This window comes from Staphylococcus canis (genome assembly GCF_016238445.1).
Taxonomy (GTDB): Bacteria; Bacillota; Bacilli; order Staphylococcales; family Staphylococcaceae; genus Staphylococcus; species Staphylococcus canis.
Genome location: NZ_JABANU010000031.1, coordinates 1 through 20,464, shown reverse-complemented (window position 1 = coordinate 20,464; position 20,464 = coordinate 1). Strand labels below are relative to the sequence as shown.

At 34.7% G+C, this 20,464-nt stretch carries 17 protein-coding genes, 6 tRNA genes and 1 rRNA gene; 19 read left to right on the top strand and 5 right to left on the bottom strand.

Going from position 1 to position 20,464, the window contains the following annotated elements; all coding sequences use genetic code 11:
* Positions 1-12 precede the first annotated feature (12 nt).
* The 10 genes from rrf (at position 13) to glmM (ending at position 3,970) form a co-directional block, all read left to right on the top strand.
* Positions 13-127, top strand: a 5S ribosomal RNA gene (gene rrf, locus HHH54_RS09925).
* Positions 128-136: 9 nt separating this feature from the next.
* Positions 137-211 (top strand) — tRNA-Asn (locus tag HHH54_RS09920).
* Between the two features lie 3 nt (positions 212-214).
* Positions 215-286: transfer RNA gene (locus HHH54_RS09915), tRNA-Glu, on the top strand.
* Between the two features lie 10 nt (positions 287-296).
* Positions 297-372, top strand: a tRNA-Val gene (locus HHH54_RS09910).
* A 19-nt stretch (positions 373-391) separates the two neighbouring features.
* Positions 392-475: transfer RNA gene (locus HHH54_RS09905), tRNA-Tyr, on the top strand.
* A gap of 4 nt (positions 476-479) precedes the next feature.
* Positions 480-554, top strand: a tRNA-Gln gene (locus HHH54_RS09900).
* Position 555: 1 nt separating this feature from the next.
* A tRNA-Lys gene (locus HHH54_RS09895) sits at positions 556-628 on the top strand.
* Between the two features lie 218 nt (positions 629-846).
* Positions 847-1,653 (top strand): diadenylate cyclase CdaA, encoded by an 807-nt coding sequence (cdaA, locus tag HHH54_RS09890; protein ID WP_198618676.1) that lies wholly within the window; start codon positions 847-849, stop codon positions 1,651-1,653.
* Positions 1,654-2,586, top strand: coding sequence for a CdaR family protein (locus HHH54_RS09885; RefSeq protein WP_198618675.1), 933 nt, complete (start codon positions 1,654-1,656; stop codon positions 2,584-2,586).
* A gap of 28 nt (positions 2,587-2,614) precedes the next feature.
* On the top strand, positions 2,615-3,970 hold the full coding sequence (gene glmM, locus HHH54_RS09880; protein WP_198618674.1) for a phosphoglucosamine mutase: 1,356 nt from the start codon (positions 2,615-2,617) through the stop codon (positions 3,968-3,970).
* A 35-nt stretch (positions 3,971-4,005) separates the two neighbouring features.
* Here glmM and HHH54_RS09875 read toward each other — a convergent pair whose 3' ends face one another.
* Genes HHH54_RS09875 through HHH54_RS09860 form a run of 4 tightly spaced genes read right to left on the bottom strand, consistent with a single transcriptional unit; the run spans position 4,006 to position 9,164 of the window.
* Positions 4,006-5,109, bottom strand: coding sequence for a mannitol-1-phosphate 5-dehydrogenase (locus tag HHH54_RS09875; protein ID WP_198618673.1), 1,104 nt, complete (start codon positions 5,107-5,109; stop codon positions 4,006-4,008).
* Positions 5,109-5,543, bottom strand: a complete 435-nt coding sequence (locus tag HHH54_RS09870; RefSeq protein ID WP_198618672.1) for a PTS mannitol transporter subunit IIA — start codon at positions 5,541-5,543, stop codon at positions 5,109-5,111. Before HHH54_RS09870 ends, HHH54_RS09875 begins: the two co-directional genes overlap by 1 nt.
* A 13-nt stretch (positions 5,544-5,556) precedes the next feature.
* Positions 5,557-7,575, bottom strand: a complete 2,019-nt coding sequence (locus HHH54_RS09865) for a BglG family transcription antiterminator (protein WP_198618671.1) — start codon at positions 7,573-7,575, stop codon at positions 5,557-5,559.
* Between the two features lie 32 nt (positions 7,576-7,607).
* Positions 7,608-9,164, bottom strand: a complete 1,557-nt coding sequence (locus tag HHH54_RS09860) for a PTS mannitol transporter subunit IIBC (RefSeq protein ID WP_198618670.1) — start codon at positions 9,162-9,164, stop codon at positions 7,608-7,610.
* Positions 9,165-9,776: 612 nt separating this feature from the next.
* On the opposite strand from HHH54_RS09860, the gene glmS reads away from it, so the two are divergent.
* From glmS to HHH54_RS09845, 3 genes are all read left to right on the top strand, one after another.
* Positions 9,777-11,579: a glutamine--fructose-6-phosphate transaminase (isomerizing) gene (glmS, locus tag HHH54_RS09855; protein ID WP_198618669.1), complete on the top strand. Its 1,803-nt coding sequence runs from the start codon at positions 9,777-9,779 to the stop codon at positions 11,577-11,579.
* Positions 11,580-11,697: 118 nt separating this feature from the next.
* Complete coding sequence (locus HHH54_RS09850) at positions 11,698-12,477, top strand: ABC transporter ATP-binding protein (RefSeq protein WP_198618668.1); 780 nt, start codon at positions 11,698-11,700, stop codon at positions 12,475-12,477.
* A gap of 68 nt (positions 12,478-12,545) precedes the next feature.
* Entirely contained in the window at positions 12,546-13,403 is an 858-nt protein-coding gene (locus HHH54_RS09845) for an HAD family hydrolase (protein ID WP_198618667.1), read from the top strand.
* A gap of 70 nt (positions 13,404-13,473) precedes the next feature.
* Here HHH54_RS09845 and HHH54_RS09840 read toward each other — a convergent pair whose 3' ends face one another.
* Positions 13,474-14,385, bottom strand: a complete 912-nt coding sequence (locus tag HHH54_RS09840; RefSeq protein ID WP_198618666.1) for a lytic transglycosylase — start codon at positions 14,383-14,385, stop codon at positions 13,474-13,476.
* A 250-nt stretch (positions 14,386-14,635) separates the two neighbouring features.
* Between HHH54_RS09840 and HHH54_RS09835 the strand changes: the two genes are divergently transcribed.
* The 6 genes from HHH54_RS09835 to HHH54_RS09810 all read left to right on the top strand — a co-directional run bounded on the left by HHH54_RS09835 (position 14,636) and on the right by HHH54_RS09810 (position 20,193).
* On the top strand, positions 14,636-15,337 hold the full coding sequence (locus tag HHH54_RS09835) for a FadR/GntR family transcriptional regulator (protein ID WP_198618665.1): 702 nt from the start codon (positions 14,636-14,638) through the stop codon (positions 15,335-15,337).
* 155 nt (positions 15,338-15,492) lie between these two features.
* Positions 15,493-16,431, top strand: a complete 939-nt coding sequence (locus HHH54_RS09830) for a type I phosphomannose isomerase catalytic subunit (protein ID WP_198618664.1) — start codon at positions 15,493-15,495, stop codon at positions 16,429-16,431.
* 20 nt (positions 16,432-16,451) lie between these two features.
* Positions 16,452-16,685, top strand: a complete 234-nt coding sequence (locus tag HHH54_RS09825) for a hypothetical protein (protein WP_198618663.1) — start codon at positions 16,452-16,454, stop codon at positions 16,683-16,685.
* Positions 16,686-16,730: 45 nt separating this feature from the next.
* Positions 16,731-18,095 carry an EVE domain-containing protein gene (locus tag HHH54_RS09820; RefSeq protein WP_198618662.1) on the top strand — a complete coding sequence of 455 codons (1,365 nt, stop codon included), beginning with the start codon at positions 16,731-16,733 and terminating at the stop codon, positions 18,093-18,095.
* Between the two features lie 274 nt (positions 18,096-18,369).
* Positions 18,370-19,737, top strand: a complete 1,368-nt coding sequence (gene nhaC, locus HHH54_RS09815) for a Na+/H+ antiporter NhaC (protein ID WP_232796318.1) — start codon at positions 18,370-18,372, stop codon at positions 19,735-19,737.
* Between the two features lie 60 nt (positions 19,738-19,797).
* Entirely contained in the window at positions 19,798-20,193 is a 396-nt protein-coding gene (locus tag HHH54_RS09810; RefSeq protein WP_198618660.1) for a thiol-disulfide oxidoreductase DCC family protein, read from the top strand.
* Positions 20,194-20,464: the final 271 nt, after the last annotated feature.

Genomic DNA, 20,464 nt, shown 5'->3' with positions numbered 1-20,464 from the left:
ATTCAATGTTTATCTGGTGCCTATGGCAAAGAGGTCACACCTGTTCCCATGCCGAACACAGAAGTTAAGCTCTTTAGCGCCGATGGTAGTCGGACTTACGTTCCGCAAGAGTAGGACGGTGCCAGGTAGATATTATTCCACAGTAGCTCAGTGGTAGAGCTATCGGCTGTTAACCGATCGGTCGTAGGTTCGAATCCTACCTGTGGAGCCATATGGCCCCTTGGTCAAGCGGTTAAGACACCGCCCTTTCACGGCGGTAACACGGGTTCGAGTCCCGTAGGGGTCACTTTTAAAATGGAGAATTAGCTCAGCTGGGAGAGCATCTGCCTTACAAGCAGAGGGTCGGCGGTTCGAACCCGTCATTCTCCACCATTTTTAATTTAATACATACGGAGGGGTAGCGAAGTGGCTAAACGCGGCGGACTGTAAATCCGCTCCTTCGGGTTCGGCAGTTCGAATCTGCCCCCCTCCACCATCATTGGGCTATAGCCAAGCGGTAAGGCAACGGACTTTGACTCCGTCACTCGCTGGTTCGAATCCAGCTAGCCCAGCCATGAGCCATTAGCTCAGTCGGTAGAGCATCTGACTTTTAATCAGAGGGTCAGAGGTTCGAATCCTCTATGGCTCACTTCTGAACCTTATCTTGTCATGAGATAAGGTTTTTTTGTTATATTATAATACTATACATAACACTCTCAATTCAGTGGATGTCATTTAACTATGCATTTTACCTATTAAATATGAAAATTTAGTATGATATGAAAATAATTTACAATGAGATATGACAAGATACGGAAAACATTGGTATAATAAAGTCTATGGGAATAGATTACCGGAGGAGATGCTATGCGAATTTCAAACCTCTTTCAGAATTTAAGTACACTTGAGGTCATAACTGGTATTCTAGATTTATTGATTGTATGGTATGTGATTTATTTACTGATAACAGTTTTTAAGGGAACCAAAGCAATACAACTTTTAAAAGGGATTCTGTTTATTTTAGTAGGTAAAGCTATCAGTGAATATTTACAGTTAACGACTACTTCAAGATTATTTGATCTCGTTATGCAATGGGGTTTTTTGGCAATTATCGTTATTTTTCAACCTGAGATCCGTCGCGCGTTAGAACAACTTGGAAGAGGGAGTTTGTTTAAACGTTACTCAATGACATCCTCAGAAGAAGTACCTAAGCTTGTTAAATCCGTATCGAATGCAGTTCAATACATGGCAAAACGCCGTATTGGTGCTTTAATTGTTTTTGAAAAAGAGACAGGGTTGCAAGATTATATCGAAACAGGAATACCCTTGCATTCGGAGATTTCACAAGAATTACTTATTAATGTATTCATTCCGAATACACCATTACATGATGGCGCAATGATTATCCAAGAAGATAAAATTGCGACAGCTGCGAGTTATTTACCATTATCTGATAGTCCTAAAATTGCGAAAAGTTTAGGGACACGTCATCGTGCAGCAGTAGGTATATCTGAAGTTTCAGATGCATTTACAGTAGTCGTTTCAGAAGAGACAGGTTCAATATCTGTAACGTTTGATGGTAAGTTACGTAAAGATATCAATAATGATGTTTTTGAAGAATTATTAACCGAGCATTGGTTTGGTACGCACTTTTCTAAAAAGGGTGTGAATTAAATGTTAGAGTCTAAATGGGGATTACGTTTTTTTGCATTTGTTTTAGCGTTATTATTGTTTCTATCAGTGAATAATGTATTTGGTAAAACATTTAGTACAGATAATATCGCTGGTGAAGGCAGTAAGACGATTAAGAATGTTCCGGTTGAGATTGTTAATCAAAGTAATGATTTATATGTATCAGGAGCACCGGAATCTGTAGATATCGAGTTGAATGGACCGAAATCTAAAGTATTACAAGCTCAAAAGATTGAAGACTATAAGGTAGTTCTAGACGTAGCAGGGTTACAAATTGGAGAACGGGCTGTTGATTTTCAAGTGAATGGGTTGGATAAAGATATAAATTATCGTGTATATCCAAAAGAAGCAAACCTATCGATTGAAAAAAAGGAAACCCGACAAATTCCAATTGAAGCAAATGTGAGCCGTTACTCAGTTTCACCAGATAAAAAAATAGACACTGCTAAAGTTTCACCAAGTACAGTCAAAGTGATTGGTGGTAAAGAACAGTTGGATCGCATTGCTTATGCGAAAGCAAGTTTTAGTGATGATCATCAGATTTCTGATCAAGTTACAGTCAACGCAAAAGCTGCGGTTTTTGATAAAAATATGAATAAACTTGATGTCCAAATTGAGCCTTCACAAGTCAAACTCTCCGTTGATGTTAAACCTTATTCTAAAAAAGTAAAGATTGATTTATCCACAAAAGGGAAAACACAAAACGGTACACAGGTTTCTGATATATCACTAAATCAAGAAGAAGTTGAGATATATGGTAACCGTGAAGATTTAGAAGATATCAATTCTATTAAAGGTGTGGTTAATGTTGATGGCATATCATCTGATACCACAAGGGACGTTCAATTAGATATACCTGATAAAGTTGAAAAGATTGAACCAGAACAAACACAAGCGAATATTTCAATACAGTAATGAAAGTAGTAAAGGAGATAATAAGATTATGGGTAAATATTTTGGTACTGACGGTGTAAGAGGCGTTGCAAACCAAGAATTAACACCTGAATTAGCATTCAAATTAGGACGTTATGGCGGTTATGTGCTTGCACATAATCAAGATACTGCTCATCCACGTGTACTTGTTGGAAGAGATACACGCGTATCAGGCGAAATGTTAGAAAGTGCACTGATTGCAGGGCTCGTATCTATTGGTGCAGAAGTTATGCGATTAGGTGTGATTTCAACACCAGGAGTAGCTTTCCTCACACGAGAAATAGGGGCAGAGCTTGGTGTAATGATTTCAGCCTCTCATAATCCAGTTGGGGATAATGGTATTAAATTCTTTGGTTCTGACGGCTTTAAGTTGTCAGATGATCAAGAACGAGAAATCGAAACATTATTAGACCAAGAAAGTCCAGACCTTCCACGTCCAACAGGTACAGAAATTGTGGCAACTTCTGATTATTTTGAAGGGGCTCAAAAATATTTAAGTTATTTAAAATCTACTGTAGATGTCAACTTAGAAGGATTAAAAATCGCTTTAGACGGTGCTCACGGTTCAACAGCTTCTCTTGCACCATTTTTATTTGGTGATTTAGAAGCAGATACTGTGACATTAGGTTGCAATCCGGATGGTTATAATATAAATGATAATGTGGGTTCTACTCATCCAGAAGCGCTTGCGCAAAAAGTATTAGAATCAGAAAGTGATTTTGGTTTGGCTTTTGATGGTGATGGAGACCGTTTAATTGCGGTTGACGAACAAGGTCATATTGTAGATGGTGACCAAATTATGTTTATTCTTGGCCAAGAAATGAAGAAAAATCAAGAACTCAATGACAACATGATTGTTTCAACAGTAATGAGTAATCTAGGTTTCTATAAAGCTTTAGAGCAAGAAGGCATCGCATCAAACAAGACTAAAGTAGGCGACCGTTATGTGGTTGAGGAAATGCGTCGCGGCAATTATAATCTTGGGGGCGAGCAATCAGGCCATATTGTATTAATGGATTATAATACAACAGGTGATGGTCTTTTAACAGGTATTCATTTAGCGGCTGTAGTGAAGCGAACTGGTAAAAAGTTAAGTGAACTTGCTGAACAAATGAAAAAATATCCACAATCATTAATTAATGTTCGCGTGACTGATAAGTATGGTGTTGAAGAAAATGAAGACGTCAAATCTGTAATGGCAGATGTTGAAGAAGAAATGAATGGTGAGGGTCGTATACTCGTACGTCCTTCAGGTACAGAACCACTTGTACGTGTCATGGTAGAAGCGAAAACAGATGAAGATGCACAACGCTTTGCAGAAAAAATTGCAGATGTTGTACAAGCCAAAATGGGATTAAATGAATAAGAAAACTGGGGCTCAAATGACTGCCCCAGTTTTTTCTATAAAGAAAGGTATTGGTTGATAATTTCGTTCGCAAGCTGTTCATTAATTTTAGAATGAGATTTTAAAAAGTTTAAAAGTCCGTCATTTTCAATGAGTCTTTCTTTATCAATCGCTTCTTGATCACTTAAATCTGTATACTTTAATGCAAATGCTGCTAGTTTTAATAATCCAGTATATTTTTGATTGTTATTATATAATGCATTCAGTGGTTTTATAATTCTATCATTTGGTCCCAGTTTTCTAAGGACGCCTCTTCCAACACGTGTAATATCATCAGATAAATATGGATTTTTAAAACGATTAATAATCTCCTCACGATATTGTTTGAGTTCTAACTCATCAAAATTAAAATGATTGATGAGATAACTACTTGTTTCTGTTAGCACTTCTGTCAATTGAGTTAAAATTTCTTTATCTTTGGTAGCTTCTAAAATGGTTTGATGGCCATAATACTGTCCTGCATACGCTAAAAAAGCATGGCCGGTATTTACAGTTAGTAATTTACGTTCGATAAATGGTGTTAAAGTATCAACATACTTTATACCTTTTAACTGAGTTCCAAACCAATTAGACGCTTCAATTACCCATTCATAAAAAGGTTCTACAGTAACATCTAGAATATTTTTATTATTCTGCATTGGTACAATTCGATCAACAGCGGCATTTGAAAAATGTATGTTGTCATTCAATGTACCGACTTCAGACTCAATGGCCACTTTAAGTTGATCTGTTGCATTTATAGCATTTTCACACGCAACTATATTTACTGGCGTTTGACGTGTTTGTAACGTGGATGCAATCGTTTTGGCAATAATGGGTAAAACATTAACGCCTACAGCTGTTGTGATTAAATCAGCTTCTAAAATAAGTTGTTCAAGTAGTGCTTTATCTTCAATTGAATGAACTGCGTGAACATTATCTACCTTTATAGTTGTCTGTGCATCATTTGCGAGTAAAACTTGATAGGTTTGTTCGTGTTTAAGGCTATTAACGATATCTTCATTCACATCAGCAAATGTAACATCATAATCATTTTGTGATAATATTAAGCCAATAAAACCACGACCAATGTTTCCAGCTCCAAAATGTAGGGCTTTCACTAGATATCAGCCTCCTCAAAAATTTGACGAATCGTTTCACCATCTTGAGCATTGACTATTTTCTCGACATTTTCCTCTTCGCTAAAAGTAATTGCAATTTGAGATAATAACTCTAAATGTTCTCCGTCTTTTCCAGCAATTCCAATCACAACTTTGACAATTTCATCATCCCAAGTGATACCATTAGGGATTTGAACTAATGATAAGCCTGATGTCAGTACTTCATTTTTAGCTTCATCTGTACCATGAGGAATGGCTAATGCATTTCCCATAAAAGTAGATACGAGCGCTTCACGTTCTTTCATGGATTGGATATAATCTTCAGTAACAGCGCCACTGTTAACGAGTAGTGCACCGGCTTTTTCAATAGCTTCCTCTTTAGATTGAACTGTAGCATTTAGTAACATATTTTCATCTTTTAATAAATTTTGCATTTTAAATTCTCCTTTATAATGATTGATTAAAATTAATGATTTGAGATTTTATGAATTGATTTAACTGTTTTCTATCAGAAAGAAAGGCTAAATCGTCTAATTTAAGTGCGATCTCGCTATAAATATGACTCACCAATGGTTTTAATAATGAGTTTGTTGGCAAAAAGGCACATATTAATGTTGAAACTGGGCCTTTACTATTTATATTTATGGGATTTTCTAATAGAACAATCAGTATTGTAGGTTTTTCTATTACATCATCAACTAAGTGTGGAATAGCGATTGGATATGACTCTAATACAAATGACTGATACTGATGCTTATTGACTAATACTTCTATCATTTGTGCTATATTCTCTGTTTTAATAACATGGTGTTGACTCAGTAATTTTGCGATTTCAGTTGACCATTTTTCTATAAATGACATTTCATATATTTGAAATTCGTCTAGTATTTGTATACTTTCTCTAATTACTTGAATTTTTTGTTCTATATCAAATGATGAACCTTTATCATCTGATTTTTGTGTTTGTGTTCGTTTCTTGTCGTTAGAAAATTGATTTTGTAAGAAAGCGTGTGTTCGCTTAACGTCATAATCGGGTAATAGTGGATTTACAGTTAAATAAGGTGACTCGATATCCAAATCAACTGTAGATATAATTGCATCATAATCATTTAAAGATAGAGCGTTGAGGTCACTTACTGATACTTGTTTAATCGCATCTATATACGAGAAGTCTTCATATAATCTGTTCGATAAAATACGACTCGTACCAACGCCACTACTACAAACTACTAATACACTTTTGCGATGATGTTGATGAGTGGTTACGCTTCCAAAATGCAAAACTAGGAATGCGATTTCATGGTTAGAGAATGTATACATTGGCCAAATGGATTGTACACTTTGATCTATAGCTCGAAATAATTCAGGATATTGCAGTTGAACATTTTCAGTCATAGGATTGTACGTTTCGATATTGAATTGGATACGGTTCAACGCTGGTCGAATATGAAGTTTCAACCCTTCTATGAGATCAGCTTGATTTTCAAAAGTAACCTCTAGTAATTGTTCTACCTGATGAACTAATTGTTTGATAGAGTGATCGATATCAAGAGACATATCAGTAGAATTTTCCTGTTTTCGTTTTGATCCTTGAAGATGAATAGTAATAAAAGTAATTTCTGCAATGTCAAATTCTATGTGATATAGCTCAGACAGATGATGAGCAATTGACTGAGCTACTTTAAACTCTTGAGAATCTTTTGTATTATTTACAATGTCTTGATCTATTGAGACGTATTGTTTTTTACGCATGCGATCTACACTTAGTGCAATGTGAATAATTAAGTTTAAATAACTGGATTCTGTTAACAGATAAGGTAGTGCATCTAAGTCATCCATCAGTAATCGTTCGATTTGAAAAATTTCTTTAATATCCATCATTGGCAGTCGTTCATGTGTTAATGATTGGAAGACAAAATGATTTTCGATTACAGAATATACACTTTGACTGTTTAAACGATCCATCATGAGTTGACTGAGTAACTCTCTTTTGTGCATTTCACTACCTTGAATCGCAATACCGCTTCCTCGTTTACGTACTAATTCAATTTGGAACTGCTCTAAATCTTTTTCAAGTGCATCTAATATTTTGGATAACTGTTGCAATGATGTGCCTATTTCGCTAGCTAAACCTAGTTGTTTTAAGGGTTCATTTGCTTGAATCAAAGCATATAGTAAAATAACTTTTTGCTCTTCAATGGTTAAATCAATAGGTGTATTTGTACTGATTAATTGTTTTAATTCAGCTACGGAAGATGGTGACCCTTGGATTGATATTCCTTTATTTTTCTCACGAAGAATTGAAATTCCAAGCGATAATAGGCTTTTTTCAATAGATTTGAGTTCACGGTGAACAGTTCTCGATGATATACCAAGATGTTGTGCAATATCATATATACGTATAGGTACATCTTGATTTTTCAATAGCATATCTATAATTTGTTTCTCACGATGCTTCAAATACATGATGTCACCTACTTCCTATAGTTTTAGACATCCTATCCTTCACTTTTTGATTCTGATTTAATTTTTTCTATAAGTTCTTCATATCTTGGCGAATTTAAGAAGTTATCAACAGAGATGTGAATAGCGTTAGGCACGTGTTTTATCGCACGATCTGTTAGTTTCTTTTGTGTGATAACAAGTTGCGCGTCACTTGGTAATTGATTAATTGCTTTGTTCGTAACATCTATTTCATCGATGCCTGCTTTTTGGAATTTTTTACGAAGCATACTTGCTCCCATAGCACTTGACCCCATGCCAGCATCACATGCAAAAATGATATGTTGAACTTTGTTATAGTCATGAGCATCAACATTTTCAGTATCATAGCGATTCAATAATGCTGCTGCATCTTCTTCAGTATTAGAAGTATCGTTCTTACTTGAAGTACTTTCGATATTTGAAGGTTCAGATGCTTTTTCAGATATGAGTGAATCTCTAACTCTAGATTTTTTTCCTTTAGTTGCTTCCATTTGACTCGTTGCTTCTTCTAAACTTCTCTTAGAATTGCGTGTGAATCTTAATATAATAGAGGCAATGATGAAACTTACTAGTGTGGATAAGAAAATACCTAAAAGCATAACAAGATATCCACCTCTAGGCGTTACTGCAAAATAAGCAAGAATAGATCCCGGTGATGCTGGACCTGTCAATCCAAAATTAAAGGTACTGAAAGTAATCACACCAGTCATTCCGCCAGCGATTGCAGCGATAATCAATAAAGGACGTGCTAATACATAAGGGAAATAGATTTCATGTATTCCACCAATGAAGTGAATAAATGCTGCACCATAAGAAGTTGCTTTTTCAGTTCCTTTACCAAAGATCATATAGGCTAATAAAATCCCTAAACCAGGTCCAGGGTTAGACTCGAGTGTATAGAGTATTGACTTACCGGCTGTGCTTACTTGTTCAGTTGCGAGCGGTGTAAGCACACCATGATTGATTGCATTGTTTAAGAAAACAATCTTAGCAGGCTCAATTAATAGACTTACTAGTGGTAATAAATGTAAAGATACTAATGCATCAACACCTGCTCCTAATAACTTCATTAAACCTTCTACAAGTGGTGATAAAAATTTAAAACCAATAAGTGTCATAAAGAATGACAAAAATCCAGCTGAGAAGTTATTAAATAACATTTCTAATCCATTTGGTGTTCTAGGTTGTAAAAATTGGTCTACTTTTTTCATTAACCAACCTGCTAAAGGTCCCATAATCATGGCACCAATTAACATAGGTGTGTCAGGAAAAGCAGCGATAACCCCCATAGTTGAAGTTGCTCCGACAATACCTCCACGTAAATCATGAACGAGGCGACCACCGCTATAAGCAATTAAAAGTGGTATCAAATACTTAATCATTGGGTCGACCATCGTAGCGAATGATTCATTAGGCCACCATCCATCTGGAATAAATAATGCAGTAATTAAACCCCAAGCGATAAAAGCTCCGATGTTAGGCATAATCATGCTACTTAAGAAAGACCCGAATGCTTGAACACCACGTTGAATGCGTTCACCAACTGTTTTTTGCTCTGAATTTTGAGACATAGATAAACCCCCCTTTAGAGTAAAATGTAATACTAACCTCATCGTAAGGGGGATAGATATGAATAGCAATGTAAAGAAAATGCAGGTTTGTCACAGTGAATTTGACAAAATAGGATTAGCTATTATTCCTTGAAAAACTCTTTATAACCATATCAATTTTTATTTGCAATTATCGTTTTATTAAGTGTAAAATGAAGTATATTACAGATAAGGAGGATAGTTTCGAACTAAAAAGCGCCAGCACAAGCACATTTGCTTAACACAACGTCATACTTTAAAACAGAAAGTATAACGGTTAAGTACATGTCTTGTAGACGAGGAGGATAGTGATCGAATTTATTCGGCGGATGCTATCCCGGATGTGGCACATTCGTTAGCTTATTAATTAAAACGATAAGGCAACTTGTCGGACAAAGTTAATAGGATCGCCAAAATAAAAATATATAATGATAAACGATGCGCATTATAAGCGTGAGAAGTCTTTTCTATAGTGTTTAAATATGGTGAAGCATTATAGCAATGCATCAGATGAAGTGAATGTATGTATTGAAGACGTTACGCGCTTAAAAATTTATGATAGCGCACCGTTGTTTTGACATGGAGGAATTTATTATGTGTGGAATTGTAGGTTATATTGGATATGAAAATTCAAAAGAATTATTATTACATGGTTTAGAAAAATTAGAATATCGTGGATACGACTCCGCTGGAATTGCGACACGTAATGATAATGACATTACAGTTACAAAAGCAAAAGGACGTATTGCGGATTTACGCGAAACAGCAGATAATGGTGTCGACGGAACGACAGGTATTGGTCATACACGTTGGGCAACACATGGTGTACCGAACTTTGAAAATTCTCACCCACATCAATCAACAAGTGAGCGTTTTACATTAGTACACAATGGTGTTATTGAAAATTATGAAGAGTTAAAGTCAACATATATTCCAGATGTTGAACTTGTTTCTGATACAGATACAGAAGTTATTGTTCAACTTGTAGAACATTTCTCAAATGAAGGACTTTCAACTGAAGAAGCATTTACTAAAGTTGTAAGCTTATTACATGGTTCATATGCATTAGGTTTATTAGACCGTGAAGATAACGATACAATTTACGTTGCGAAAAATAAATCACCATTATTAGTAGGTATTGGTAAGGACTTTAATGTCATTGCATCTGATGCGCTTGCAATGATTCAAGTGACTAAAGAGTATAAAGAATTAAAAGATCAAGAAATTGTATTAGTGAAACGTAATGAAGTTGTGATCAAAAATTTAGATGGTGAAGTCATTGAACGTGACAGTTATATTGCTGAAATCGATGCTTCAGATGCAGAAAAAGGTATTTATGATCACTATATGCTAAAAGAAATTCATGAACAACCAGCTGTAATGCGTCGTATTATTCAAGAATATCAAGATGATAATGGTGACCTTAAAATTGATCCTGCTATTATCAAAGATGTCAAAGCAGCAGATCGCATCTATGTTATTGCTGCGGGAACAAGTTACCATGCTGGTTTAGTTGGTAAAACATTTTTAGAAAAATGGACAGGTGTCCCAACTGAAGTACATGTAGCTTCTGAATTTGTTTACAATATGCCATTACTTTCAGAAAACCCATTATTTATCTTTATCTCACAATCAGGTGAGACTGCAGATAGCCGTGCGGTACTAGTGGAAACTACTAAGCTTGGCTATAAATCATTAACAATTACAAATGTTGCAGGTTCTACATTATCACGTGAAGCGGATCACACATTATTATTACATGCGGGACCTGAAATCGCAGTGGCTTCAACAAAAGCTTATACGGCACAAATTGCAGTATTATCTATTTTATCTCAAGTTGTAGCCAAAGAACGTGGACAAGCAAGCGATATCGACTTATTACGTGAACTTGCGAAAGTGACAACTGCGATTGAAACAATTGTTGATGATGCGCCTAAAATGGAACAAATTTCAAAAGATTTTCTTGAAACTACACGTAACGCGTTCTTTATCGGACGTACAATTGACTATAATGTCAGCTTAGAAGGCGCATTAAAACTTAAAGAAATCTCATATATTCAAGCGGAAGGTTTTGCTGGTGGAGAACTTAAACATGGTACGATTGCGTTAATTGAAGACGGTACACCTGTAATTGCGTTAGCAACTCAAGAAAATGTTAACTTATCTATTCGTGGTAATGTAAAAGAGGTTGTTGCACGTGGAGCGAAAGAATGTATCATCTCTATGGAAGGTCTAGATAAAGATGGTGATACGTATGTGATTCCACATGTACATGAGTTATTAACACCACTTGTGTCAGTTGTAACACTACAATTAATTTCTTACTATGCTGCATTACATCGCGATTTAGATGTTGATAAGCCACGTAACCTTGCTAAATCAGTAACAGTTGAATAGTCATTAGACATGTTGAGAAAGACTTTGGCTACGGCCGAAGTCTTTTTTGTCAATTAATACAATAATATTCTGAATTTTATGTTAAAATAAAATGTATTGATGAAGGAAGGTGAAATCTATGCTAGTCAATTTAGAAAACGTTTATAAACAAAAAAGTGGACGGACTCTATTATCAGATATTAATTGGCTGGTACATAAGGGAGAACGATGGCTTGTTTATGGTTTGAATGGTGCTGGGAAATCGACGCTGTTAAATATCATTAATGCTTATGATTTTGCAACTTCAGGTCATGTGACTTTATTCGACATGTCTCCAGGGGAAAAAGGATATTCTGCACAAGCAGTACGCTCGCATATAGGCTATGTCTCAAGTCAGTTAAAAGCGCGTTTTGCTGAGGGAGAACGCGTGATTGATGTCGTATTAAGCGGAATATATCAATCTATAGGTTTATATCAAGAAACTACTCAAGATGATATCCAGAGAGCTGAAGCCATGCTTGAAACACTAGATATTATAAAGTATAGAGATGCATATTTTGGCTTGCTTTCAACAGGAGAACAGCAAAGTGTGTTACTGGCACGTGCTATGATGAATAGTCCAGATTTATTAATTCTAGACGAACCAGGAAATGGATTAGATTTTATCGCTAGAGAACGACTCATCGATACACTTCATCGTCTGTATCAGCATTTTCATGAAACAGCTGTCATTTATGTTACTCATTATGTAGAAGAAATAACCGATGAATTTACACATGCGCTCCTTCTAAAATCAGGTAAAATTCAACAGTCGGGACAGATAGAAGAGGTAATGACTAGCAGACATTTATCACAATTATTTAATTTACCTGTAAAATTATATGAACATCACCATCGTTATCAAATTGTACGATTATAATATTATGATTGCTTAATTTTACTTTTAATGCCAAACTAGAAGTATAGATTTGGAAAGGAATAATCAATATGAATCAAGTAAAAGCAATATTTTTAGACATGGATGGGACGATTTTACATGAGAACAATCGTGCTTCATCTTATACAGCAGAAGTAATACAACATTTAAGAGAAGAAGGGTATAAAGTATTTCTAGCAACAGGTCGAGCGTATGAAGAAATCCATATGTTAATTCCTGAATCTATGCATTTTGATGGAATTATTTCATCTAATGGAACACGTGGCCATGTTGATGGTGAAGTATTATTCGAGCATGATTTGAATGTCGATACGGTTAAACAAATTGTTAATAGGGCGAAAGAAATGAGGATTTATTATGAAATTTTCCCATTTACGAGTGCGCGATTTGCCTTAAATGAAGACAAAACTTGGATGCTAAATATGATTGATGGTGAAAAGCCGGATAGCGTGAATGAAAGCGAATGGTTGTCGCGTCACGAAGCGGTGGAACATAAATTAACATGGCAAGAGGATATATCAGAAGATGTTGGGTATTCTAAGATTTACTTATTTCATCCAGATTTAGCTTACATCGATCAATTTAGACAAGAGATGAAGGCACAAGTTGATACTTTAAAAATTGAAGTTTCGAATTCAACGCCTAATAATGTAGAAACAATGGCTTATCGTATTAATAAAGGCACAGGGATTTTAGAAATGTGCACTCATTTTAATATTGATCAATCTGAAACTTTAGTTATGGGCGATAGTGATAATGATCGTACGATGTTTGAGGTAGGAGCAGTGACTGTAGCAATGCGTAACGCTGCAGAACATATCAAAGCGATGACTGAATATGAAACTGAAAAAGATAATAATGAAGATGGTGCAGCACACTTCATGGCAACATATCTTTTAGAACAATAAAATTGCATACAAAAAGAGGTGAAGGTATTCGAAATCTTCACCTCTTTATTTAATACGTTTTTATTTTTACTTAATTTAAATTGTGATTTTCATTTCTTCCATGATTTAAGAAATATTGGATAATAGTACCAATAATCACAAAGAACATAAAGTAACGTAGTACAAAGAAGACTACATTTAAAATGATTGTGATTACACCAGCAACATTTTGAGAGATGCCTGATAAGCCGAGTTGAATCCATGTGTAAATTGGACCATATAATAAAATTACAACTAGGTTCAGAAGCAAAATGCCAATGAAGAATTTGAAAAAGGTACGATTTCCATTACGCATTGCTGACCAAGCATTTTTAAGATGTGATTTAATTTTAGCATCCGGGTCATGGACAAGAGAAGTTGCAGCATTTGTGATATAAATCACTGCAAGCCATGTAAGAATACTTGTAATGAATGCAGTAATGACAGAAATGATTGTTGATGTGATAATCATCATTGTTTGATCACTACTTGAAATATTCATACTTTGTAAAATCATATCAGTTAATTTAGATAGCCCCGCATTAATAAAGTAATTAATCATTTGTGTGACAAATAGCACTAATAATGTGACAAGTCCTAAAATGACCGCTTTACGCCAAATACGGCCTTTAAAGCTACGGAAAAAGTCTTTAAATGACATAGACTTATTTGGTAACAATACATTACGATAGCTACGTGTTGTACCTGTATATAATGGAAAAATAAAAAATAAATAAACGAGTAAAACCACCAAAGCCGTGGTAACTGTTGCGATAATAATAGATCCTAGATTACCTTGGCCTGTAAATGCATACATGAGCCACATATTCATAATGATTTGAATTGGTAATAGCGCAATTGAAAATAGTAATAACATCACAACTAAATTAATGAGATTTCCACTAATTAATTTCCCAGTTTGTGGTTTAGCATGATGCCAAAATAATTTTGTATATTTAAACAAATGTGAGCACTCCTTTCAACATATACTTCACATTATCAAAAAGTATTCCGTTTGAAAATCAAAAAGGTGATTAACACTAATCAAAGCATACAACTGTTTAAATATATCATATATTGATTAAGCATCGGGCTAATTCGGGTATAAAATTTAAAATTTAAAGAACTTAACTTTTTAATCACTTAATGATTTCATGACCATTTAACTTTATTTTTGATAAAATAAAGAGGGAATGACTAGGGGGATATTAAGCATGAAAATTTCAAATCAAAAAATATATGAACAGGTAGCAGATATTTTAATCGAAAAGATAGAAAAAGGTGAGCTGGAAATTGGAGATAAGCTACCTTCTATACAAAAACTTGCTAAAGTATATGGTGTAAGTAATGCTTCAATACGAGAAGCACTTAATGCGTTAAGAATGATTGGGTTAATAGAGATTAAACATGGTTATGGTACATTTATTAAAGCGAAACATCCACAGTTATTTGATTTTTCTCATCATACATTAAACGCACAACGTGTTCAAGATATCTTAGAACTTCGAGAAGTAGTAGAAGTATCGACGGCACAATTCGCATCAATAAGAAGAACTGATCAAGATATTGAAATGATGGAATATGCATTACAAGAAATGAAAGACGCCATTAAAGAAGGAAAATCTGGGGAATATGCAGATTTAAAATTTCATCTTGCTATCGCTAAATCTTCACATAATACGTTACTCTATGAATTGTTAAATAACATTTCAGACTTAATTCAACAAACTATGGAAGGTACACGTAAAATTTATATCTATAGTCGTGAAAAAACGATGGAAAAATTAGTCGATGAACACCACCAAATATTAGAAGCGATTATAGCAAAAGAAGAACATAAGGCATCATCGAGAATGGCATTACATTTAGCTGAAGTCAGACAAACACTCGTTGATAATTATATTGTTGAGAAGTAGTTGAAGGACCACATAATCAAAGATATACACAAGAATCGTTTAATTTTATCACCCATTGTAAATTAAGATATGATACAATCACATTAGTAAAATTCGAATATCTTAATTGATACATAAATATCAGCTATAACTTAAGATTGAGAGGTGATACTGGAATGCCATTGATGTTAGAGCCTATCTTTAGAGATAAAGTTTGGGGAGGAACACAATTCGCATCTTTTAATTATCAACTGCCAAGTTCAAAGGTTGGGGAAGTTTGGGCGGTTTCAGCCAAAATTGATGCTGCAAATACTATCACTAATGAACCTTATCAATATATGACATTAGATGAAGTATGGACAAAATACTCAAAACTTTTTGGAGAATTCCCATCACATCACTTACCTTTGTTTATCAAGCTTATAGATGCGACGGCGCCTTTATCTATCCAAGTACACCCGGATGATACTTATGCTTATGAGCATGAAAATGGTAACTATGGTAAGACAAAATGTTGGTACGTTTTAGATGCATCAGAGGATGCCGAAATCATATACGGTACTTATGCAGAAACAAAAGAAGAACTTACATATAAGTTGGATCATCGACATTTTGATTCATTGTTTAAGCACGTGCATGTCCAAAAGGGCGACTTCTTTTTTATACCTCAAGGTACAGTACATAGTATTGGCCAAGGTATCGTGATGTTAGAAGTGCAACAAGCATCTGATGTGAATTATCGTATTTACGATTATGATCGGCAAGATTTAGAAGGAGAGACTCGTGCACTACACCTCGAAGAAGCAAAAGCTGTGATTCATATAGGGGATGAAAGCCCAAATATTGTCCCACAAGTTGAAATGATTGAAAATCACAAGTGTACAACATTTGTACAAAATCATTTCGTTACCGTAGTTAAATGGGAAGTAAGAGGAACGTTAAATTATATGAAGCCAAGAGAATTCACTTTCGTTTCAGTTATAGATGGTGAAGGTGAAGTCATTACAGATGGTGATATTTTTAAAATACGAAAAGGAGATCATTTTATTCTCACAGCTGAAGATTTAGACAATGTTTTCGAAGGTGAAATGGATATAGTGATAAGCTATGTTTAAATATAAATAGGAGGATTTAAATGCGGATAGGCTTATATATCGCGCTACTATGTGGTGTGGTTTCAGGGATAACTATTTTCTTCCAAGTACCGCTGTTCAATACCGTTCTATTTCCTATTTTAATAGGTTTAATGGGTATGATTGCAGTTTTGTGGACAGTCCCCAATTCGAATATTAGTAATATGTTAAAATTGGGCGGCCTACTCATCAATCTTTTTCCAGTTATAGCTGGACTGATACAATGGATAGCTTAGATTATGAATTAAATTAACAAACTTATGAAGGAGATAAAGGTCATCATGTCGTTAGAAGCTAATTATTTTTGGTTGAACTGTGGTTATAATCGTTGGAATCATAATGAACCCCTAGTAGGTCAAACTACAGTTTTTGAATCAGGTGCACAGTTCAATCCAACACAAGGATTTCGTGCCTTTAAAGAAGCAAAAGTTGGGGACAAAGTTATTTTTTATCAAGTTCAAACGGATGCTGGACTTTTAGGTTGGGGCGAGATTACCAGTGTAATGACAGGTGCACAAAATAAAATACACGTTCAATTTAAATTTAATGAAACATTTCAACCGCTCACGATTGATTACTTAAAACGCAGTGAGTTACTTGAGCCACGGATGAACTATGTCAAAGATGCGTTGTTTAACAAAATATCAAAAGATGAATTTGAGCTAATAAAAGGTTTAGGAAGCGGAGAAACAAATATTCCACGCTACTTTTTCATGTCTGAAACAGAAAATTTTGAGCCTGGAGAAACGTATACCATTTTTACACATACAATTAATGGTATAAAACGAAACGGCTATCATCATTATACACAGCTTGAAGTAGGCGACCAAATCATCATCTATAATAAGTATGTTAATCAATCAGTCGTAGGTCGTGCAGAAGTAGCCTATCATATTCATACGTTACCACCGCAACCTGGCCGAACGAATAGTACTGCTATTCAAATTAAATATATTGAAGATATCAATCCTGTCTCGTTAATGGTTTTAAATAAACATGCCAAACTTAAAAACTTATATTTCTTACAAGAAAATGCAAAACAAGCAATCGCCAGTCTAACACCAACTCAATACGAAGCGATTATGGATATGAGCGAAAATGACGGAATTAAAGAGCAGTTTGAAGCACTTGATACGGACTCTAAACATGCTACATCAGACGAGATTAAACCATTTGTGATATTGATTGTAGATGATAAAGAAGAAGGGCTTAAAGCTGCTGAGTCACTTGTTGAAAAGGCGAATGCTTCATCGGTCATTACAGTAGGACATCCAGATTTTTCAGAAGAGATGTTATATGGACGTTATTTACCGAATGAAGCTGGCGCATTGTATTATCGTGAAGGCTTTATAACAGATTTAATGCCTAAAAGTGATCGCCAATATTTAGTTATTGATCAATTTGAACGTATTGACCCGGATATATTTCAAACATTCATTAATGTATTAGAAGGTTATGAAGTGACGATGCCACGTTATCATAAAGATGGCAATATGATTAAATGGAGCAAGGAGAAAGATTCATTTTATCGCTTTAACCCTAACTGGCATATCATTGGTGTAACCTATTTAACACCTCAACAAGTCAAAGCTCAATTTAGCCAACAATTTTTAAAATATGCGCGTATCATTCAAATTAAACATTAACGTTAGACTGAAGTAGTATTGGACTTAAAATGAGTTCAATACTACTTTTTTAGTTCACAATTATGATTCTGTTGAGGGCCATTTCCCTGTTATTTTAATAATGAATAATTAACAATAAGAATTTTCAAAAAATTGTTGAAGCTTTTTACAATTAATAGTAATATATTTGTAACCGCTTTCACAAAAGTGGAACAAAGGGGTGGAGACTGTGATTAAATTTAATCGTCAAAAAAGGGAGATTAATGTTTGGTATGCGTTATTGACACTAGCTATAATGATTGGTTCGATGCTTTATACAGTAGTTGTACTTCAACAAGCACCACATATTCCGTTACTTATTGGTACATCTGCTGCTATTATCATTACGTTATGTCATGGTTACAAATGGGATGAAGTTGAAGAAATGATGTATAAGGGCATTCGACATGCTTTACCAGCTATCGTTATTATTATGCTTGTGGGACTCATTATAGGGTCATGGATTGGTAGTGGTGTTGTTGCGGCTATGATTTATTATGGATTGAAGTTAATTTCGCCAACTTACTTTTTATCGGTTGTTGTTATTATTTGTGGTATTGTAGCGTTAGCTATCGGGAGTAGTTGGTCTACAATGGCAACAGTAGGTGTTGCTTCTATGGGGATCGGAATTAGTATGGGACTTTCACCAGGCATGGTGGCCGGTGCGGTTATATCAGGTTCATATTTTGGAGATAAAATGAGTCCGTTATCAGATACGACAAATCTCGCTGCAGGTCTGACTAACGTCGATTTATTTCAGCATATTCGTCACATGTTTTATACGACAATTCCAGGACTCATCATTAGTCTAATTGTATTTTTTATTTTAGGACAAATGTATGGGAGTAATCATTTAAATCAAGGACGTATTGATGAGATTATGAAAGCTATTGATCAATCTTTTATTATTTCACCATGGTTATTGGTAGTGCCTCTAGTAGTTATCGTGATTGTGGCGCTTAAAGTACCAGCAATCCCTGCAATTGTTATTGGTATAGTACTTGGATTTTTTACACAAATATTTTTCCAAGGTGACACATTACTTGATGCTGTAAAAGCGTTACAAGTTGGGTATACACTTGATTCTGGTAATGAAATGATTGATACATTATTTAATCGTGGTGGATTAGAGTCTATGTTTTATACAATTTCATTGACGCTTGTGGCGATGACATTTGGTGGTTTACTCGAATATTCAGGTATGCTTAAAGCACTGATTCAAGTCATCTTAAGATTTGCTAAAAATACGGGTACATTGATTGCATCTGTTATCGTGTCATGTATTGGTACAAATGTAACATGTTCAGAGCAATATATCTCAATTATTGTACCAGCTCGTATGTATGCATCCACATTCGTTGATCATGGACTACATCCAAAAAATCTATCAAGAGCATTAGAAGATGGTGGAACGCTAACATCTGTATTTGTACCGTGGAATACTTGTGGTGTATTTATCGCATCAACATTAAGTGTATCTGTAGTTGAATATGCGCCTTTTGCGATTTTAAACTTTATAGTACCTATTATTTCAATTATTTACGGTTTTGTAGGATTTAAAATTGTTAAATTAACACAGTCAGAGCAAAAATTCTTCCAACAACAAGAAGCACTAGTAGAGTAATTGAGATTAGAGATTTGAAGTCACTTCAAAATGGGTATATATTCTATTGAGGTGAATACTATGCCAATTATTTATTATGATGATCAATGTGTTTATTGTTATAATTATGCGATTTGGTTAATTCGAAACGGACTATCTCAAAGTTATGAGTTTGTCCCACTCAAAAGTGTCGCAGGAGATCAATTGAAAAAGCAATACCCTGAAGTGCTTTCTTATAACAGTGTGGTATTACAAGAGGGTGACAAATTATATTTTGAATCTACAGCTATTGCTAAGCTCATATTTACATTAGACGATTATAAATGGCTTGCAATGAGTTTGTGGCTTGTACCAAAACCGATTCGAAACTTAGGGTATCGTTTATTTGCAAATAATCGTGATAAAATGTGGCACACAACTTGGGCAAAACCTTCTGAATATGAAGCATCATTTTTCGTAAATGAATCCAAATCATAAGCACACTTATAATGATACATTTAAATATAAAAAGAGGTCAGAATGTTGTAGTGAACCCAAAAAGTTGAACTTTTTGATTAAGCTATTTTCCTAAGGCAAGATTTCTGTATTCAACAGGAGTCTTGCCTTTTAAATTTACTTTTCTGGCTCTATACTTTTAACGGTTGGTGAAATATTCACTAGCCGTTATTTTTTAGTTTTTAATATAAAAACGGCACAAATATCTCTATAATTGTAAGTACCAACAAACGAATTAAGGAGAGATATTTAT